The organism is Marinobacter lipolyticus SM19, from assembly GCF_000397065.2.
GTDB classification, from domain to species: Bacteria; Pseudomonadota; Gammaproteobacteria; order Pseudomonadales; family Oleiphilaceae; genus Marinobacter; species Marinobacter lipolyticus.
The window spans coordinates 1,115,494-1,134,872 of the sequence record NZ_KE007306.1 but is presented as its reverse complement, the minus strand read 5'-3'; the positions used below and the strand labels follow the sequence as shown (position 1 = coordinate 1,134,872).

Genomic DNA, 19,379 nt, shown 5'->3' with positions numbered 1-19,379 from the left:
TTGGAGGCCATGGATGGCCGGAACGAAGCGCACATGGATGTGCTTGTAGCGGTTCTGTGAAGGGGAGGCCCACCCTGACCTGGCACCATCATTGGCAGGCTACCCGATAGACCTCGGAGTTCCAGTCATGCACTTAGTCATACCCCGAGGCAGAACGCAGAATCTGGCGAACAGGCTCCCAGATCGCCGGTGCAGAGATCAGGATATCGCGGCCATAGAGGTCAGCGGGATAGCCGGCGGGAACATCGCCGAAGTGGCCGGCGGTGGCACCGGCTTCCAGGGCGATGAGGCGGGCGGCAGCGAAGTCCCAGGGGCTGACGTTTTCGTAGTAGATGTCCAGGCGGCCGCAGGCGACCCAACAGATGTCGAGGGCGGCGGAACCGATGCGGCGCAGGTCGCGGCAGTTGTGGATCATCGCATCCAGACGTTTTACCAAAGGTTCCAGGTTGTCCTTGGTGTAGGGGAAGCCGGTGGCGAACAGGGAGTCGCGGGGTACCGTGGCACCGCTGTGTTTGATCGGTTTGCCATTGAGAGTGGCCCCTTCGCCCTTGGTGGCGCGGAAGGTTTCGCCAGGAAACGGAGCATGAACCACGCCGGCCTGAACACGGCCTTTTTCGGCGTAGGCAATGGAGACCGCGACCTGGGGGTGTCCGTAGGCGTAGTTCACGGTGCCGTCGATGGGGTCGACGATCCACAGCGGTGTCTCCAGTTCCTCCGCCTGGCTCAGGTCCGGCATGGATTCTTCGGAGAGGATGCGGTGCTCAGGAAAGCGTTTGCGAATGGCGCCCGTGATGAACTCATCGGCCATGAGATCCGCGTGGGTCACCAGCTCGGTTTGCTGTTTGTAGTCGGTGCGCAGGGTGTTATTGTCGCGCTCGCGACGAATCAACTCGCCGGCTTCCAGCGCGAGTGCCTGGGCAAAATCGGTGATGTCTCGGAGTGAAGCAGAATCGGACATGGCGCCCCCTTGGCTGGCTCATGAAAAGAGAGGGCGCCAGTCTATCACGATGGGATCACAGGCTCTTTAACCAGTTTTCCATCTTGTCCATGGCCAGCACCAGTCGTGGGCAGGCCTGTTGGACGAAAGCATCGTCCAGATCCTGCCCGGCATAGTCTCCGCCGGCCAGTTTCAGCGCGCCCGCCCCGTCGAAATCCACGAACGCCAGTCGCGCCCCCAGATGATCCGGCACGAAACCGAAATCACTGGCGGGCAGGATGGCCACGCCGGTATTCTCCAGCAATGCCTGGCAGAGCGCCTGGCTGGTCTTGATATCCTTATCGGCCAGGGCGTCACGGAAGTTGCTGAAATCGGGGAACAGATAGAACGCCCCTTCGGGCTTCTGCACTACCGCACCCACCTCGCTCAGCCGTCGATGCATGTACTCACCTACAACCTTCAGCACCCGCCGTGACTGCTTGAGGTATTCGTCCATATCGTCGCCACCGTTGAATGCAGAAATGGCGGCGTACTGGATGGGGGCGCTGGTGGCGGTGTAGGTTTCGCTGGCGATGATGGCCATGGCATCCTGCAGCGGCCTCAATTCCGGCGGGAAGATGAATGTCCCCAACCGCCAGCCGCCGGCACCAGCCCATTTACTCAGGCCGGTGCTGATAATCGTGCCCTCGGGGTAGTAGCGAGCGATGGATTTGTGCTTGCCCTCGAAATGCACCTCGCCGTAGATTTCATCCGACAGCAGGATCAGTTTGTATTTCCGTGCCACGTTAGCGATGGCCAGTAACTGATCGTCGGTGTACGTGCAGCCGGTGGGGTTGGACGGGTAGTTCAGGATCAGGATACGCGGTCGGGATGGATCGTCGCGACAGATAATGTCCAGTTCCTCGGCAGTTAATTGCCAGTTGTTTTCCCCGTGTGTCGGCAACCAGTGAACCGAGCGACCAATGATGCGGGCCTGAGGGGCGTAAGAGACCCAACTGGGGCGGGGAATCAGCAGGTCACCGTAGTAGGCCAGTTGCAGGATAAACAGCAGTTCTTTGGACCCCGGTCCGATCAGAACATCTTCCCAGGTACAGCGCATGCGCTCACTGCGGTTAATGTAGCCGGCAATTGACTCACGCAGGGCTTTCAGACCCTTGACCGGGAGATAATCCTTTTCATGGGCGTGGTCCCGCAGTGCTTTCACTACACGATCTGGTACCGGGAACGGTGATTGCCCCAGACCCAGTTTGATGATGTCCCGGCCCTCGGAGCGGAGCTGGTTGCTCAGCTCATTGATGCGCAGGGTGGCGGAGGGCTGAATGCCTCGCACATTGAGGTTAATGGCGTAGCGGTGATCCGTCTGAATGTCCATGGTCCCGATCTGTAGGTTGAGGGTGACACTGGCAGTATAGGAAACCTTGGGATATCTGTGGGAAAGTGATTGGTAGGTGATTGCCGAAGAGGGCGCGGTTCACTCATTGGTTTCCCGTTTTAGCTCAGCCAGTGCCTGGTTGAAGCTGTCCCTGAGCTGTTCGCCGTCGGGATGTTTGCGGGAGAAGGCCGCCCGGAATGCGCGCTCGTTACCGATCATTCCCGGCACGGCTTCAATGCTCTCTATCTCGGGATAGTCCGGTTGGTGTTTCTCAAGCAGAAATTGACACACGGACTGTTCGCAGATGAACACGTCGATCCGGTTGTAGGCCACCATGCGCAGACCGGTAAGGTCTGGCTTTTGTTGGCTGATTTTTATAACTTCGATGTCGGCGGCTTCCAGCCAGTTCATGAATTCGGGAGCATAGCTGTAAGATGACGACAACCCCACCCGCAAGCCTTCCAGGTCATCCAGCGTCTGCCATCTGATGTTGCTGTCTTCGCGCGCGAAGAACACATCCCTCGCGGTGTTAATCGGGGCCGTGAAATGATAATAGTGTTCCCTCTCTGCCGAGTGGGTGAGGGAAAATATCATATCTGAGTAGCCATTTCTGGCCCAGGCTTCAGCCCTTCTCCAGGGAACGATAATAAAGACCGGTTCCATTCCCATGCGGTCAAGGACTGCTCTAACGGTTGTTGCATCATCACCGATCAGCGCTCCGTCCTCCAGGTATTCGAATGGCGGGTACTCAGATGTGGTTACACGAAGAATCGGCGGGGCGGCCAGGGTGGAACAGGAAATCACCAGAAACAGCAATCCGGAGGTCAATCGCAGCAGCATGGGGTGTGTTGGTTCCCGGGTCGTGGGTGTATGGATTACCGACGGTGCCAGTATAGTCCTGATGAGCCTCTTCTGCACGAGCCCGGGGGATAGAGGAACAGCAGTAAGGTTAAGTTGGCTCAGTTGAGTCGGTGTGGGTCCAGCTCCATATGCAGTATACGTGGGCCAAGCATGATAACCCTGCCCACGTATCTTTCCTCTCCGGTGGATGTGAAATCGAACAGGAAGCGCCGCCAAACCCGCAGTTTGCCTGTCTCATCGCGCTTGAACCACAGCCCTCGCAGGTAGACGGCGTCATCCAGCAACATGACATCCATTTTCTTGCAGTAGTTCCTGGCTGCCTGCAGGACGAAGTCCTTGATTGCCTTGGCTCGCCACCAGTACCAGATAGCGAACCCCGCAACAAACAGCCAGAACAGCGTTCCCAGGGTCACTGTGCCGGGACCGCCTTGTCACTGTCCCCATTACCGTATTCTTCTGCGGCAGAGCCGTGATGGTCCCGGGCCAGCAGTATGTAGAAGGCCGGCAACACGAAAACGGTGAACAGGGTGCCGATTCCAAGGCCGGCGCTTATGGTCAGGCCAATAGCAAAGCGGCTTTCCGCGCCAGGGCCAATCGCGATCAACAGCGGCACCATGGCAAAGATCAGCGCCAGTGACGTCATGATGATGGGCCGTAACCGGATAGCTGCTGCTTCGATCACTGCCTCCCGCTTGCTCAGCCCCCGGTCGACCTGGAGGGAGTTGGCGAACTCTACAATCAGGATACCGTTTTTGGATACTACACCGATCAGGGTGATCAGCCCGACCTGGGTGTAGATGTTCATGGTGGCGAAGCCCAGCACAATGAACGCCATGGCGCCGGCCACGGACATGGGCACCGAGACCAGGATGATGAACGGATCACGCCAGCTTTCGAACTGGGCGGCGAGCACCAGGTAGATCACCAGCAGCGACAGGAAGAAGGTCACGACCAGTGCGCTGCCCTGGTTGGCGAACTGTCGGGATTGTCCGGTGTAATCGAAGGTGAAGCCCAGGGGGAATGTCTCCTCCGCGGTGGATTCCATGAACGCCATGGCATCCCCCACGGTAACTCCGGGCATCACGACGCCCTGCAGTGTCAGCGAGTTCAACTGGTTGAACTGGGTGCGTTGGGAAGGTTCCACATCGTGCTCAAAGCTGATCACGCTGCCGAGAGGGACCAACTGGCCGTTATCGGCCCGGATGTAATAGTCATTGAGTGCGTCCGAATCCATGCGGAAATCCCTTTCGACTTGCGGGATTACCTGATAGGAGCGACCTTCCATGTTGAATCGGTTGATGTAACCGCCGCCGAGCATGCTGGACATCGCTTGCCCCACGTCCTGCATTGACAGTCCCAGGTCCGCGACCCGGTCACGGTCGACTTTGATACGGGTTATCGGTCGATCAAAGTCGATGGATTTTTGCAGGAACATGAAGTTGCCACTGGCCATTGCCTTGTTGAGCATTTCATTGGCAACGTCGTTAAGGCGTTCGTAGTCTTCCCCGGTGGTAATGACAAACTGGAACGGCAGACCGCCACCGGAACCGGGCAAGGATGGCCGCGGAAACACCGCTGTCTGCAATCCGGTGACTTGCTTGAGTGCTCCATCTAGCTGAGGCTGTACTTCAAACTGGCTGACCTCGCGGTCTTCCCAGGGCGCCATCTTGAACCCGCCGAAGACAGCGTTGGGCGCTGTAATTCCCAAAATCATGAAGTCTTCGTTGTAGCCGGGAACCTGTTCCATGTGTTCCAGCACTTCGTCCCCGTGTTCCTCCAGGTAGTCCAGGGTTGCCGTCTGGGGCGCTAGTCCCTGATAGAACAGGATGCCCTGGTCCTCGGTGGGGGCCAGTTCGCTCTGGCTCATCATGGCCATGAAGTAAATGGAGGCCAGCACCACCAGGGCAAAGAAGATCACAACGGACTTGGTTGCCATGAGGGAACTCAACGCCCTTTTATACCCATTGGCGAGCCCGTTGAATGTGTGCTCCACCAGTTTCTCGAAGCGTCCAGGATTGCCATGGGGTTTGAGGATCTTTCCAGACAGCATGGGTGAAAGTGTCAGTGCGACAATGCCTGAAATCACCACAGTGCCCGCCAGGGTGAAGGCAAACTCGGTGAACAGCGAACCAACCAGCCCGCCCATGAAACCGATGGGCGCATAGACGGCCACCAGTGTGGTGGTCATGGCGATGATGGGTACGGCCATTTCCCGGGCACCGTTGATGGCGGCGTCAAACCGGGATTCCCCCTGTTCGATGTGACGATGCACGTTCTCCACCATGATAATGGCGTCGTCCACCACCAGGCCGATGGCAAGCACCATGGACAGCAGCGTCAGCAGGTTTAGCGAGAATCCCATCATCAGCATGACGAAGGCACCGCCGATCAGCGACAGGGGCACAGCAACGGACGGTACCACTGCGGCGCGGATCGAACCCAGGCACAAGAATACGACAACCAGTACGATGAGTATTGCTTCCAGGAGAGTCTGGATAACTTCGTTGATGGAGCTGTCAATAAAGTCAGAGGCATCGTAGGCCAGTCGGACATTGAGGCCGGAGGGCAACTGGCTCTCGATATCTGGCAGCTCGTTTTTTACCAGCTCGGCAACCGTCAGCGGGTTGGCCCCTGGAGACAGTTCAATGGCGACGTAGGTCGCGGGCTGGCCCTTGTAGAGCGCCAGTTGGTCATAGGTTTCTGATCCCAGTTCTACCCGGGCAATGTCCTTTAACCGGATCAGCGAGCCATCGGATTCCTTGACCACCAGTTCCCGGAACTGGTTCGGGTCTCCCACGTCGGTGTCGCTGGTCATGCTGATCTTGGTGTATTTGCCTTCGGTGTTACCCACGGCAGCCTGGTAATTGTTTTGTAACAGGACCTGGACCACTTCCTGAGGCGTCATGTCGACCGCGGATAGTCGCTCCGGGTCAAGCCAGGCGCGCAAGGCAAATTTACGTCCCAGCAGGTCCGCCTTGCCAACGCCGGACAAAGCCTGGAGTTTTGGCTGGACGACCCGTGTCAGGTAATCCGTAATCTGTGGCACTTTCAGTTCATTGCCGTAGAAAGCAATGTACATCAGCGCCGTTGAGTCGCCGGTGGTGGAGGAAATCACCGGGTCCTGGGCGTCTGCCGGCAGCACGTTCCTCTGACTGGCTACCTTGGCCTGGATCTCCGCCAGTGCCGCGTTGGCATCGTAGTTCAGCACCATCTTGGCTTCGATGGTGGAGCGGCCCTGAGAGCTGGTGGAGGTCAGATAGTCTATGCCGCTGGCTTCGGCCATGGCCTGTTGCAGCGGGGTGGTGATAAAGCCCTTAACCAGGTCCGAACTGGCACCAGGATAGGCGGTGGTCACGGTAACGGTGGTGCTCTCCAGTTCGGGATACTGGCGAATTTCCATTTCCATGGCCGCCCTGGCACCGAGCAGCAGGATCAGCAGGCTGACCACCGTCGCCAGGACGGGGCGGTGGATGAATATGTCGGTGAAACGCATTATTCTGACGCCTCCGCCGGCTTGTTATCGCTTTTCTGCACTTCCACCCGTTGTCCGGCGCGGAGTCTCAGCAGGCCCTTGGCGACCACTTCTTCGCCCACTTTCAGGCCAGCTTCCACAGCAACACGGCCGTCACGAATTTCGCCGGTCTGAACCGTCCGGCGGTTGACGATCAAGTCACCTTCCTCGTTCTCTTCCACCACGAAGACAAAGTCACCGTACGTGTTATAGGAGATCGCGGTCCGGGGCACAGTGACAATGTCGCGATCCTCCGGTTGGTTGGTCAGGATGGTGGTGAACATGCCGGGCCGCAGGGCATTTTCAGGATTCGCCAGCGTGGCACGAATTCGCACGGTCCGGGTTTCAGGGTTGACCGAGGTGTTGATGGCGCTGACCTTTCCGTCGAACGTTTGTCCCGGAATCGCGGCGACCGTAGCCGTCACGTCATAGCCGGTTGCGATCTTCGGAAGGTCCTTCTCGGACAACGTATAATCCACATAGATGGGATTCAGCATGTTGATTTCGACAATCGGCGTACCGGTGGGGATATACTCGCCCTGGTCCACCATGCGAAGGCCGAGGGTGCCATCGAAGGGAGCTCGAATCACTTTCTTGTTCAGCTGGGCTTCCGCTTCATTGACCCGGGCGCGGGCAGCATCAACATTCGCTTTGGCTTCGTCGAACTGGGATTGTGATACCGCGCGTTTCGGAAGCAGGTCGGATATCCGCTTGAACTCCTGTTCCGCCAGTTGGGCTTCGGCACGACGAGTCCGCAACGCCGCTTCGTCGATGGCGGCATCCAGGCGGATCAGGATATCGCCTTTGGAGACGGTATCGCCGGATTCAAAGCCAATTTGTTCAATGACACCCGGAACCTCATTGGCTACTTCAATGCCATTAATGGCTTCAACACTCCCCACGGCCTTGACTGCGGGTGTCCAGCGGACACTTTTTGCCTGGGTAGTGGAAATCTGTGCCGGTGGTTGTGGCTGTGACAATTGCTCTTTAAGCTGACCGAACTGGTAAAATTTGTAGCCGAAAATGCCACCAAGCACTACGCCAAGGAAGATAATGACGATCAGGAAACGGGAAGCCGTGCGCATAATTCAGGTCCTGGGTATCAGTGTCCATTTGGAAATCGCCAAATGTGGCCGGTCAGGCCTGTTGGCGATTGTCCCTGCTTATCTTTAATGGAGAGTTTGTAATTGACTCTTAATCGCAAAGAATAACGTAGCATCCTATACAAAATCAGGGTGTTTTGTCATCGGTAGAGTGCCAGTTTTACGGTAGTAAACCGTAAGGGATTACACTATGCATTGGATATTGGGTATTGCCTTGGCGGCTGCAGTATTTGTCATACTGAAGCAGTGGGGAGCGTTGTCAGCGGAGAAGAAAAAGGCGGCCACCTGGAAGATGGTGTTGGTGGTCGGTGGTGCTGTGCTTCTCTTTATGGTGCTGACCGGACGCGTCCATGTATTGACGGCAGCCGTGGCGGCGCTGGTGCCTTTATTGCGAAAACTGCCAGCGTTGTTGAAATTCGCGCCTATGATGAACCGGATGTACCGTCAACAGCAACCGTCGGGCAATGATGGCGCCGGCGCTGGGGGTGCCCGGTCTGGCGGTGCCGGGCAACGGCGCGGTACAGGGGAGATGTCCGTGCGTGAAGCCTGCGATATCCTCGGCGTGGCTCCTGACTGTTCCGACGACGAGGTGATCATGGCGCACCGGCGACTGATGCAGAAAATTCATCCCGACCGTGGTGGTAATGATTACCTGGCTGCCCAGGTCAATGAAGCAAAAGCGACCTTACTGGCATCGCGCAAAGGGGCTGCGTAAGAGTCAGAGCAGCTCTACGCGAACTTCAATGGTCTGGTTTTCCCTTTGGTCGCCGCCAACCTGATAGGTAATGCCCGAGTGGTTGCTGGCCTGGTTGCTTCGAGTACTGCCAAGTTCGACCCATTGCCCGGGTTCCACCCGGCGAATGGTTATCAAGGCCTCGGTTTCATAGCCGGGGATGTCATCCGCCGGATCTTCCTCGAATGAGACAATGTTGAGTTCAATGGTCTGATCGGAAATAACCTGTGGGCTGACCAGGAAGCCACTGCGTGTCTCTATCTGCCCAAGGATCGCTGCAGGGTTGCGCCCTCCCTGGATGGCGATGGGGACGGTTCGAACCTGTCCGGAATGGATATGGGCTGACTGACCATCCTGAACCACCAGGGTGCGTTCCTGGTTGCGGCGCGTGGTAGTGACCTTGCGTTCAATAGTGGCGCGGGCCTGACCATTGTTCACGGCAATGCCGCCACCGCCACTTTTGGCGTCCAGGTTGCTACTGGACCGCACGGTGATCCGCATCTGTACCGGGGCAACGTCCATGGTTTGCACCAGGGAACCAATTTCGTCCAACACCTCGGGCTCCCCGCGCACGATCATCTGCTGTCCCCTGGCGGTAATGGCGACCTGGTCATCCGGGTACAACGCTCTGATTTGCTCAGCAATTTGCTCAGAGGAGCGGTTATTGAGCTGGTAGGTGCGGGCCTCAGCTGCCGCCAGTGCGGATGGAGGAATGATGACCGATACCCACAGGGTCACGATTGCCAGCACACTCCGGGTGATCGTCTGTTCGGTTTTTATCGCAGTCACGGCAAAAGTTTCCATAAAAATCGGGTTTGCGGGTTGCAAAGCCGAAAACCGGAGGTATATATTGAAAAGCATGAAGACTACACACGCGATCTGTCAATTGAATGTTCTGAAAGCTTTCGGTGCGAAACCGACAGCTTCGGTCGCTGCTGTGTTTTTCTGGTGGTTTGGTTATGGCTTTTATTTTAGCCAGAGCCAGGGCCGCCCATAAGATCTTCATCGACTGAATTACGAGGAAGGCAGCCCGGCAAAACCCAGGCTGCCACCGGACTCAAAAAGCCCCGACTGGTAGCCCAGCCGGGGCTTTTTTGATTCTGACACAGGGAAACGGAAAACTGACATGAACATGCCTCTGAATATCGACGCCCTGAGTGACCGGGCCAGCGCCGGGAGTGCCACTGCCCCCAAGCGCAGGGAAGAGATTCTTCCGACAGCGTCAGAGCTGAGGACCCGTCTGCCACTGGCGCCAGACATCGAACAGCAGATACTTCGCCATCGCGACGATATCCGCCGGGTGCTTAACGGTGACGACCCGCGCACGCTGATTGTGATCGGGCCGTGCTCAATTCACGATGAGGTGGCCGCGCTGGAATACGCAGACAAGCTTCAGGAACTCGCAGCGTCTGTCAGTGACCGCTTCCTGATCGTGATGCGCGCCTACCTGGAAAAGCCCAGAACCACCGTGGGCTGGAAAGGACTGTTGTACGACCCGGATCGCACCGGAACCGGTAACCTCAACGAGGGGCTGGTGCGGTCACGCCGGCTGCTATTGAACCTGGCGGAATCCGGTCTGCCGCTGGCGACTGAAGCCCTCAGTCCATTCGCGATGGATTACCTCGGCGATCTGATCAGCTGGAGCGCGATTGGCGCGCGAACCACGGAATCCCAGGTGCACCGGGAGCTGGTCAGCGGTCTGCCGATGCCGGTGGGCTTCAAGAACGGCACGGACGGGGGCGTAACGGTGGCGATCAACGCCATGAAATCCGCCGCTCATCCGCACCACCACATGGGTATTGCCAGCACGGGGGCCCCGGCCATGATCACCACCGAGGGCAACCCGGATACCCATCTGGTCCTGAGGGGCGGGCGAGGCATTACCAACTACGATGCCGACAGCATTGGCCAGGCCATTGAGTCACTGTCCGGCGCCGGCGTGTCCACTGCTGTCATGGTGGACTGCAGTCACGATAATGCCTGCAAGCAGGCGGATCGTCAGCTGGATATTGCGCGGGAGGTCGTGGCCCAGCGAGCCGCCGGCAACAACTGCATTCGGGGCCTGATGCTGGAAAGCTTCCTGGAGCCGGGCCGCCAGAACGACGGCACCGATCTCATATACGGATGCTCCATTACCGATCCGTGTATTGGCTGGGCCCAGACGGAGGCTCTGATCCGCTCACTGTAGAAAACAGCAGTTGCCCGGCCAGAAGCAACAGCACACCGCCCATCATCCGGTCGAGCCAGTGGCCGAACCGGTTAAAGCCGCGTCGCACCCTCGTCAGGGTGAAGAAGCTGGCGACCAGCGCGAACCACAGGCCCGTGGCTACGGCCATATAAATGCCGTAGGTGGTTTGCAGCGCGATGGGGGTGTCCGGACTGATTACCACGGAAAACAGCGAGACGAAGAACAGGGTGGCCTTGGGGTTCAATACATTGGTCAGGAAACCGAGTCTGAACGCGTAGAATCCGCCCTGTGGTGTCGCATTGCCCGCTTCAACATGAATGCCGCCTGCCCGGGATCTCAGGCACTGCACTGCTATCCAAGTCAGATACAGCGCGCCAATAATCTTGAGAATAGTGAACAACAGCAACGACTGTTGAATGAGAAGGCCAATCCCCAGCAGTGAATAGGTGACGTGTACAAGAATTCCAATGCCTATGCCGGAAGCGGTGAGCAGTGCGTTGCGACGACTCTGACACAATGCCTGGCGGAGCATGACCGCAAAGTCTGGTCCCGGGCTGGCGACCGCCAGCAGGTGAACCACAGCAACAGTCAGGAATTCGGCCCAATAGGTCTGCATATTCTATTCTCCTCGCCACCTCATGGTGTTATCGAAAAGGCATGTCGGGTGACGCAAGGATATAAGTGATCGAGGAAAATATCCTGTGTCAAACGCAACTAATTCTGGCGGCTATACTCACGTGAATCACAATGAGCGGGAGAGTCAGTGATGGATAGGCGCAAGGTAGACGTCGCGATTATCGGGGCAGGCACTGCCGGTATGGGAGCCTATCGCGCGGCGCGAAAGCACACCGACAACCTGGTACTGATTGAGGGTGCCCACTATGGCACTACGTGCGCCCGTGTCGGCTGTATGCCCAGCAAGTTGCTGATTGCCGCAGCGGACAGCGCCTACGGGATGACTCAGGGACCGGTTTTTGGTGTTGATCCCGGAGAAGTGCGTATTGATGGCAAGGCCGTTCTGGAGCGGGTGCGCCGCGAGCGTGACCGTTTTGTCGGGTTTGTCCAGGAAACCATCGACGAGATGCCCGAGGCCCATCGGCTTTGGGGACATGCCCGGTTTGTGGATGCTCATTGCCTGGTCGTCGATGAAAAGGTTGAAGTTGTTGCGGACCGGGTTGTTCTGGCGACGGGATCCCGCCCCAATATTCCGGGTTTCCTGAAAGAGGCCAAGGACCGCCTGATCGTTAACGATGACATCTTTGAGTGGGCGGAATTGCCAGCGTCGGTTGCGGTGTTCGGGCCGGGGGTCATCGGTCTTGAGCTGGGGCAGGCGCTGAGCCGGCTGGGTGTTCGCGTGCGCATGTTCGGTGTTGGCGGCGCCGTGGGCCCGATTCGCGATAAGCGAATCCGCGATTATGCCCTGACAACCTTCAACCGGGAATTTCCGCTGGACCCGGATGCAGACGTTAAAGCCGTGGTCTGCACCGACAACGGGGTTGCTATCACCTTCGCGGATCAGCACAAAGACGAGGCGACTGAAACTTTTGATTTCATACTGGCAGCCACCGGGCGCAAACCGAATCTGGACCAAATGGATATCCAGAACGCCGGGCTGGGGCTGGATGAGCGCGGTGCGCCGTTATTCAATCAGTACACCATGAGGTGTGGCGACAGTCATATCTTTATTGCCGGTGACGCCAATAATGACACCCCGCTGCTCCATGAAGCCGCGGATGAGGGCCGAATTGCCGGTGATAATGCCGGGCGTTATCCGGATGTCCGCGCGGGACTGCGGCGCACGCCGCTGGCGGTGGTTTTCACTGACCCGCAGATTGCAACGGTGGGGCTGACCATCGATCAGGTGGACGAGCGTTGCAAGGGCTGTTTTGCCGTTGGCGAGGTATCTTTTGAGGATCAGGGACGCAGCCGGGTGATTGCCAGGAATCGAGGGTTGTTGCGGGTCTATGGTGAGCAGGGCAGTGGCCAGTTCCTTGGTGCGGAAATGTTTGGCCCCGCGGCTGAGCACATCAGCCACCTGCTGGCGTGGTCAGCCCAACGCCGGATGACGGTGAATGAGATGCTGGATATGCCGTTCTATCATCCGGTTATCGAGGAGGGAGTGAGAACGGCGTTGAGGGCACTCAACCGCAACCTGAATATCGGCCCGGAGGTTATTACACGCTGCATGGACTGCGGTCCCGGGGGCTAGCCACTGGTTGCGCGTGTTGGGTGCGGCTCGCCCAGATCTTCTCATGAAAGAAGTAGGCGACGGTGTTGATAGCCGGCTCTACCATGGCAATCAAACTGCCGATGATAAGGTCGCCGGTCAGCAGAAAAGCCACACTGAACGCCACAATGAAATGGGTGATGGCAAAGGTGATCGTCTTTAACAGCGAATGGTCGCCATTTGATCCGTGCTCGTGGACAAACAGTTTGAGCGCACTCATGATCAACTCCGCTTGTGAGGTGTTTATGAGTCCATTTGAAGACAAATGAGAATCAATGTTAAATAAATTGTTAATTAATTATTGATAGGGCCTGACTATAAATAGTTTTTGGGATTTAATATGTCTTTGTCGATAATCTATGTCTATCGAAGACATTGGGAGACTAAACTTCACTGATTTCAGTCTTTTGGCTTACATTACCAGCCAGATTTACTTCATTAACTGTCAAGGAGGCATGTTATGGGCAAGAATTTCATTGGTCTGGACACGGAAAAAACCGAGCAGCTCGCCAACGCCCTGAACGATCTGTTGTCGAACTACCAGATCTTCTATATGAATGTTCGCGGGTATCATTGGAACATCAAGGGCGACAATTTCTTTGAGCTTCACGTCAAGTTTGAGGAGTTGTACAACGACCTGCTGTTGAAGATCGACGAGATTGCCGAGCGTGTGTTGACACTCGGTCATCGTCCGTCACACGCCTACAGCACATACATTGAGAAATCCGAAGTGCCTGAGCGTAAGGATGTCTCGGACGGCAAAGTTGCCATGGAGAATATCGTAGAAAGCTTCGCCAAGCTTATCCGCAAGCAACGTGAACTGCTGAGTCTTGCCGGTGATGCCGATGATGAAGGGACTGTAGCGCTGATGAGCGATTACATCTCTCAGCAGGAAAAAACGGTCTGGATGTATCGCAGCTATCTCGGTCAATAATCAGCTGTCGGTACATTGAAAAGGTGGCGGCCCCTGAGGTCGCCATTTTTTTGCCGGTTCGTACGCCTTCCCTTCCTGTGCAGTAACAGTCACCAAACTGCCATATTTTATTAACAAATAGTTAATGAAGCGTCTCCATAGTGTGATCACGAAATTCAACACCGATCAATCTGATCACTGATGGAGAATAAACGAATGAAAAAGCAATTGCTGGCTCTGGCTATTGGTTCTATGGTTGTTGCGCCCTCCGTTGCGATGGCTGACAAAGGACCTATCGTTTATGGCAAGGCCAACGTGTCTTACGAAAATCAGGACAATGATGTAGAAGATACCTGGAAGCTTCAGAGCAATGCTTCGCGCCTGGGTGTCAAAGGTGACCTGGACCTTGATTTCAATCAGATCAAGGCGATCTACAAGGCAGAATTCGAAATCTCGATTGATGATGGCGACAAGGACGGTGAGACCTTCAGCCAGCGCAACATCTATGGCGGCTTTGCCCATGACGCCATGGGTACACTGATTGCAGGTAAGTTTGATACACCGCTTAAAGTCTCTCAAGGCAAGGTCGACCAGTTCAATGACTTGCAGGGCGACATCAAGAACATCATGGCCGGTGAGAACCGCACCAGCAACATGGTGCAATACAGTACTCCCAGCTTTGCCGATGCGTTGTCCGTGAACGTGGCTCTGATTCCGGGTGAAGACCAGGAAGAAGGTACCGACGAGAACGGTGTTGCCGACGCCGTATCCAGCTCCATCGTATTCGATAAAGGCATGTTTTACGGTGCCCTCGCCTATGATTCGGAGATTGAGGATGAGCTCGTCGCAGATTCGACCATGGATGGCAGGTTGAACATTCTTCGTGCCACTGGCCTGGTTCGCCTCGACATGTTTGAGTTTGGCGCCCTATACCAGTTGGCGGAAGAAGAAGATGGTGAAGGCGAGGAAGACAGCTATCTGATCAGCGGTGCTGTCAAGTTCGACCGTGTGAAACTGAAAGCCCAGTACGGCCTGACCAAAGCAGACCTCTCAGATGAAGAGCTGACCCTGATCGGCGTTGGTGCCGATTACAAACTGGCAAAGTCGAGCAAGGTCTACGCCTATTTCGCCCAGGTTGAGCAGGATCTGGGTGATCAGGAAGACACCACCTTCGGCGTGGGTTTTGAACACAAGTTCTCTATGTAATACGGAAGTGCTGAAGTAAAGAAATGCAGTATCGTGTTGGCGTCATTGATTGCCGGGGCATTTGCCCCGGCTTTTTTGTTGGGGCCGGCCTGGACAGGTAAACCGTACGCAAATAAAAAAGCGAGGCGGGAGACGCAAACCCACCTCGCAAACCCATGGCGGAGGGTTCAGAACTTGGCGCCCAGGGTCAACCAGAGCTTGTTGGTGTCAACCTTGCCGGCCGCATCATCGCCTGCCATGTAAGCGGCGTACTTGATGCCCGCACTGTAGTTCTGGCCAAAACCGCGATGGTAGGCGACGTCGACTTCGCTGCCGAAATCATCGGTTCCGGCGGCATCGTCATCGGCGCTGAAGTCATGGTAGGCAAGTACCCACTTACCACCTGCCAGGGTACCTGTGACGGTCAGTATCAGATCGTTCAGGCCGCTGTTGGGTGTGGCCAGGAATTGATCGGCCCAGCCGTTAAAGGCGTGGAGTGTCGCCAGCGGGGTGGAGAAACCGTAGTTACCGTCGTCAGAGCCCAGTACTTCATAAGCCAGTGACACCGTTACACCTGCAGCCTGTACCCCGGCGAGCGCCTTATAGTAGTCAGCGTCCGCATCGGTGCCGGCGCTGTCCGCTTCCTGGGTCGCATACTCCAGTTCGTACAGCACGCCGATCCCGTCAAGGTCGGTCTTGCCGGTGTAGCGCAAACCGTAGGTGTCGAGGCTATTGTCGGGAACGTTGTCCAGTTCCAGCAGGTAGGCGTAACCTGTCAGAACACCAAGGGACGACTGATAGCTGGCGTTCACCAGGTGGTCTTTGGCGTCCTGGTCGCTGCCTTGTGCGAATATCCGGTTATGCTTGGTGACGTAGGCGTAGTCCAGGGTCAGGTCTGAGATCGCGTACGTGAGGCGGGTGGCATCAAAGGTCTGCCGGTCCTGGCGCCAACCTACCGCGCCAACGAAACGTTGGTTATCCAGGGTAATGACCTGGCGACCGATCCTGCCACTGAATCCGGCGTTGGTGTACTGCGCGAAGGCCTGATCGACTTCGGTGGTTTCCGGGTCGGCGACCACGGAATGATCAGGTGTCCGACCCTGGGTGTCGTTGTAGTCGTCGACCCCGGCGATCGCGCGTGAATCTTCAAATTCCAGAACGCCGGACAGTCCATGGTAATTGCCAGTTTTATAGCCGAGGCGTGAACGTAGGGTGAGGGCGTTCGCATCCTGCAGGGCGTTATCCTGATCCACGTTTTCGTATCGCAGGCGGAAATCACCGTAGACGGATCCATCGCTCAAGGCGCTGGTGAAACTGGTATTTTCCGCCAGGGCGTTGCCACAGAGCAGGGCGGCGCCTAATAACAGGCTGGTCTGTCGTATTATCTTGCGTGTCATTTCGTGTTACTCCTGAGTCATTATGGAATTGCCGTCGCACATCGTTAACGCGGTCCAAGAGTCAAATGAGTCGATCTTTTCGCCAGCTGTTGTTGTTATTTCGGGCAAAAAAAACGCCTATCACGCCGGAGGGTTGTCCGGTGTGATAAGCGTCTTTGCTCTTTTTGCACGTTGGGCCAGTGGCGGAGCTATGCAGTGAATAGTATCCGACTGGCGTAATGACCAACGCACGGAACGTGCCACATCTCAATAATTGCGATAACTAATTGTTCGGACACGATATTTTTAGATGGATCCAGATTGGCTCAGGATGGTGTGGGCATTTTTGTTGCAAAACAGCAGGTTGCCTGCCTCAAAAGTGAACAGCGCTGCCTGTTAACCCCAGTGGTGGCACCTCCTGATGCAGGAACCACTTCTCGGTCACAACCTTGCGGGTAAACCAGTGTGAGCGCATCAGCGTGCTGGCCAGTGGTGCTTTGATCCACTCCGGTAAATGCCAACCGTTTTCCGTCTCTGCAGCACGGTTGCCAAACCGTTGGGCGATGGTTTCACCATAGGTCTGCAGCGACTGGGCGGAATAATCCTCCGCCTCGCGGATCACCTGGGCTGCGATCAGTGCGGATTCGATGGCCGGGCGGATGCCTTCCCCGCTCTGGGTGTAAGCCAGGCCGGCGGAATCCCCAATCAACATCACGCCATCGTCCACCAAGGCGCGCTCCGCGTGATCGTACAGCAAATAGGCATGCCCCTTGAAGCGTCCTGGCAGATCCGCTGGGATACGCCCGCTGGCTTTCATTTCCTCCACAAACCGTTCGAGGTGTTCGGTGAGCTTGTGGTTGTCTTCCCGGCCCAGGCCAATATTCAGGAAATTGCCCTTGCGGAACACCCAGGCATAGCCTTTCAGGTCTTTGCAGAACCAGAGTTCCGGCGTGTCTCCCCGGGCCTCGCAAGCCTCGGATTGTTCCGGAGTCATTTCAAACTCGACTTCCTTGGCGGCCACTACGGTTTCGTGGCTACCGGGGCCATCGCCGAGGAGTTTGGCCACCGGGCAAAAATGGCCACCTGCGCCAACAATAAGGGGGGCTTCCCAGGTGTCATTGACCACCCAGTTGCCGTTTTTTCTGGTTATGGATTTGACCGGAGTCCCCAGCTCCCGCGAAGCGGTTACCCGGCTGAGCAGGTAATGGTCGAACTCGCAGCGGCGAATGCCGTAGCTGACCACGTCACCGTGATTGTTCTCTACAGCGGGCTGCCCCATCATGCCGATTCGAAAGCGACGGATGGGCTGCAGGGTATGCTCCCTGGCGTAGTCTGATACATCAATGTCGAGACTCGCCATCACCGCCGGGGTTACCCAACCGGCGCAGGTCTTGTCACGCGGAAAGGTTTTCTTGTCGATAACAAGAATACGCTTGCCGCTGTCACGAAGCGAATGAGCGAGGGTGGCGCCAGCCGGGCCGGCACCGACGATGATCAGGTCGTAATAATCCATTAACGGGCCTCCGGTGCTGCGGGCGAGGTATAAAGGTCCTGGCGGCATTGTGGCAAGCGGTTATTGTCGCCGTGGGTAAATACAACCTGAAAGAGTTGCAGCGAGCCGGCACGGAAGGCGGCGATGGAGCCGGCCAGGTACATGCGCCAGGCGCGGACGAAGTGCTCGTCGTACATGTCGGATACCGGATCTTCGCAGGCAGTAAACCGTTCCATCCAATGGGTCAGGGTCTGGGCGTAGTGCAGGCGCAGGTTTTCCACATCCAGAACGGAGAAATCACCCTGTTCGCAGATGGTCATGAATTCGCCAATGCTAGGGGGGTAGGCGCCGGGGAAGATTCTTTTTTCGATCCAGGCGTTCATTAGCATCGGACGGTTGCGGCCAATGCTGTGGAGCAGGGCAATGCCGTCCGGTTTCAGGGAGCGCTTGATCAGCTCCGACAGTGCCGGGTAGTTGTCCTTTCCAACGTGTTCCAACATGCCAATGGATACGAAGGCGTCGTATTGACCCTGAATGTTGCGGTAATCGTCTTCCACATACTCAATCAGGTGGTCCAGTTGCTGGCGTTCAGCTTCGGCTCGAGCATAGGCGAGCTGTTCTTTTGAAATATTGTAGGCGTGTACTTCTACGCCATAGTGCCTGGCCATATAGCGGGCGAGACCGCCCCAGCCGCAGCCGGCTTCCACGACCTTCATGCCGGGCTTGAGTCGGAGCTTGCGACAGACGTGCTCGAGCTTGGCCAGTTGTGCCTGCTCCAGGGTAAGGTCCGGACGTTCATAATAGGCGCAGGTGTACTGCATCTCGGCTTCGTCCAGCCACAATCGGTAGAACTCATTGCCCAGGTCATAGTGGTGGTGGATATTTTCCTTGGCGTCTGAAATGCCGGTTGGGCGGGGGTTATGGTTGCGCCACAGGGCGTCCAGCCATTTTGGCCAACGCTGACGGGCCTGGTGTACCGAGCGATAGAGTGCTTCCATAAGATCCGGGAGGTCGCCCTCAACGACAAGACGGCCGGAACTGTACAGGTCGCCAAACGCCAGGTTGGGATTGGTTACCAGGGAAACCAGGGCCTTGGGGTCGGTCAGATGAATCGTAAAGCGGGCCTCGCCGCTGTCAGGTTCAATGACCTCGTCATTCCAGAGTCTGAAGCGGACCGGGGGCGAGCCGGCCATCCGCATCAGTTTGGAAACCAGCCAGATTTCGTAGGAATGAGGTTCACGATCAACCTGGAGGTTCTCCAGGGGGAGCTTCAGAACGTGTGCTTTCTGGTCGTTCTGGGGTCTGGAATCGTCCGTTTTCCGGGCAGTGCTCTGAGTCATGAATTCTCGTCTCCCTTGGGCTACCGTCTAATTTCAGTATAGAAAATGATCAGACTTTGTCATGTGGAAACGATCTAAAGAACATTCTCATGTGAACAGGGCGGGTGATTCGGGTGCTTGGGAGGAAAAGAGGGCAGGGCC

At 56.6% G+C, this 19,379-nt stretch carries 17 protein-coding genes; 5 read left to right on the top strand and 12 right to left on the bottom strand.

The window, feature by feature from the left end; all coding sequences use genetic code 11:
• Window positions 1-133: 133 nt before the first annotated feature.
• The 6 genes from MARLIPOL_RS05190 to MARLIPOL_RS05165 all read right to left on the bottom strand — a co-directional run bounded on the left by MARLIPOL_RS05190 (window position 134) and on the right by MARLIPOL_RS05165 (window position 7,766).
• Window positions 134-958, bottom strand: a complete 825-nt coding sequence (locus MARLIPOL_RS05190; RefSeq protein WP_012137043.1) for an inositol monophosphatase family protein — start codon at window positions 956-958, stop codon at window positions 134-136.
• A gap of 55 nt (window positions 959-1,013) precedes the next feature.
• Window positions 1,014-2,309, bottom strand: coding sequence for a pyridoxal phosphate-dependent aminotransferase (locus MARLIPOL_RS05185; protein WP_012137042.1), 1,296 nt, complete (start codon window positions 2,307-2,309; stop codon window positions 1,014-1,016).
• Between the two features lie 99 nt (window positions 2,310-2,408).
• The gene (locus MARLIPOL_RS05180) at window positions 2,409-3,149 is read right to left on the bottom strand and encodes a substrate-binding periplasmic protein (protein WP_012137041.1); all 741 of its coding nucleotides are present in this window, start codon (window positions 3,147-3,149) and stop codon (window positions 2,409-2,411) included.
• Window positions 3,150-3,268: 119 nt separating this feature from the next.
• Window positions 3,269-3,583 carry a DUF3301 domain-containing protein gene (locus tag MARLIPOL_RS05175; protein WP_012137040.1) on the bottom strand — a complete coding sequence of 105 codons (315 nt, stop codon included), beginning with the start codon at window positions 3,581-3,583 and terminating at the stop codon, window positions 3,269-3,271.
• Window positions 3,580-6,663 carry an efflux RND transporter permease subunit gene (locus tag MARLIPOL_RS05170; protein WP_012137039.1) on the bottom strand — a complete coding sequence of 1,028 codons (3,084 nt, stop codon included), beginning with the start codon at window positions 6,661-6,663 and terminating at the stop codon, window positions 3,580-3,582. Before MARLIPOL_RS05170 ends, MARLIPOL_RS05175 begins: the two co-directional genes overlap by 4 nt.
• Window positions 6,663-7,766 carry an efflux RND transporter periplasmic adaptor subunit gene (locus MARLIPOL_RS05165; protein WP_012137038.1) on the bottom strand — a complete coding sequence of 368 codons (1,104 nt, stop codon included), beginning with the start codon at window positions 7,764-7,766 and terminating at the stop codon, window positions 6,663-6,665. The genes MARLIPOL_RS05170 and MARLIPOL_RS05165 overlap by 1 nt, the downstream gene beginning before the upstream one ends.
• A gap of 208 nt (window positions 7,767-7,974) precedes the next feature.
• On the opposite strand from MARLIPOL_RS05165, the gene MARLIPOL_RS05160 reads away from it, so the two are divergent.
• Window positions 7,975-8,499, top strand: a complete 525-nt coding sequence (locus MARLIPOL_RS05160; RefSeq protein ID WP_012137037.1) for a DnaJ domain-containing protein — start codon at window positions 7,975-7,977, stop codon at window positions 8,497-8,499.
• 3 nt (window positions 8,500-8,502) lie between these two features.
• Here the strand turns inward: MARLIPOL_RS05160 and MARLIPOL_RS05155 are convergent, their stop codons facing one another.
• Window positions 8,503-9,306: a secretin N-terminal domain-containing protein gene (locus MARLIPOL_RS05155; RefSeq protein WP_228677571.1), complete on the bottom strand. Its 804-nt coding sequence runs from the start codon at window positions 9,304-9,306 to the stop codon at window positions 8,503-8,505.
• Window positions 9,307-9,643: 337 nt separating this feature from the next.
• Between MARLIPOL_RS05155 and MARLIPOL_RS05150 the strand changes: the two genes are divergently transcribed.
• Entirely contained in the window at window positions 9,644-10,705 is a 1,062-nt protein-coding gene (locus MARLIPOL_RS05150; RefSeq protein ID WP_012137034.1) for a 3-deoxy-7-phosphoheptulonate synthase, read from the top strand.
• Here MARLIPOL_RS05150 and MARLIPOL_RS05145 read toward each other — a convergent pair.
• Window positions 10,650-11,321: a LysE family translocator gene (locus MARLIPOL_RS05145; RefSeq protein ID WP_012137033.1), complete on the bottom strand. Its 672-nt coding sequence runs from the start codon at window positions 11,319-11,321 to the stop codon at window positions 10,650-10,652. The genes MARLIPOL_RS05150 and MARLIPOL_RS05145 overlap by 56 nt on opposite strands.
• A gap of 150 nt (window positions 11,322-11,471) precedes the next feature.
• Here MARLIPOL_RS05145 and MARLIPOL_RS05140 point away from each other — a divergent pair, with 150 nt between their 5' ends.
• On the top strand, window positions 11,472-12,914 hold the full coding sequence (locus tag MARLIPOL_RS05140) for a dihydrolipoyl dehydrogenase (protein ID WP_012137032.1): 1,443 nt from the start codon (window positions 11,472-11,474) through the stop codon (window positions 12,912-12,914).
• Here MARLIPOL_RS05140 and MARLIPOL_RS05135 read toward each other — a convergent pair.
• The gene (locus tag MARLIPOL_RS05135; RefSeq protein ID WP_012137031.1) at window positions 12,880-13,152 is read right to left on the bottom strand and encodes a DUF2061 domain-containing protein; all 273 of its coding nucleotides are present in this window, start codon (window positions 13,150-13,152) and stop codon (window positions 12,880-12,882) included. The genes MARLIPOL_RS05140 and MARLIPOL_RS05135 overlap by 35 nt on opposite strands.
• 240 nt (window positions 13,153-13,392) lie before the next feature.
• On the opposite strand from MARLIPOL_RS05135, the gene MARLIPOL_RS05130 reads away from it, so the two are divergent.
• Both MARLIPOL_RS05130 and MARLIPOL_RS05125 read left to right on the top strand, forming a co-directional pair.
• Window positions 13,393-13,866, top strand: a complete 474-nt coding sequence (locus MARLIPOL_RS05130) for a Dps family protein (RefSeq protein ID WP_012137030.1) — start codon at window positions 13,393-13,395, stop codon at window positions 13,864-13,866.
• Window positions 13,867-14,061: 195 nt separating this feature from the next.
• On the top strand, window positions 14,062-15,051 hold the full coding sequence (locus MARLIPOL_RS05125; RefSeq protein ID WP_012137029.1) for a porin: 990 nt from the start codon (window positions 14,062-14,064) through the stop codon (window positions 15,049-15,051).
• Between the two features lie 167 nt (window positions 15,052-15,218).
• On the opposite strand, the gene MARLIPOL_RS05120 is transcribed toward MARLIPOL_RS05125, so the two are convergent.
• From MARLIPOL_RS05120 to MARLIPOL_RS05110, 3 genes are all read right to left on the bottom strand, one after another.
• A complete protein-coding gene (locus MARLIPOL_RS05120; protein WP_012137028.1) occupies window positions 15,219-16,427 on the bottom strand; it encodes an alginate export family protein in 1,209 nt (402 codons plus the stop codon).
• 352 nt (window positions 16,428-16,779) lie between these two features.
• On the bottom strand, window positions 16,780-17,919 hold the full coding sequence (locus MARLIPOL_RS05115; protein WP_012137027.1) for an NAD(P)/FAD-dependent oxidoreductase: 1,140 nt from the start codon (window positions 17,917-17,919) through the stop codon (window positions 16,780-16,782).
• Window positions 17,919-19,238, bottom strand: coding sequence for an SAM-dependent methyltransferase (locus MARLIPOL_RS05110; RefSeq protein ID WP_012137026.1), 1,320 nt, complete (start codon window positions 19,236-19,238; stop codon window positions 17,919-17,921). Before MARLIPOL_RS05110 ends, MARLIPOL_RS05115 begins: the two co-directional genes overlap by 1 nt.
• Window positions 19,239-19,379 lie beyond the last annotated feature (141 nt).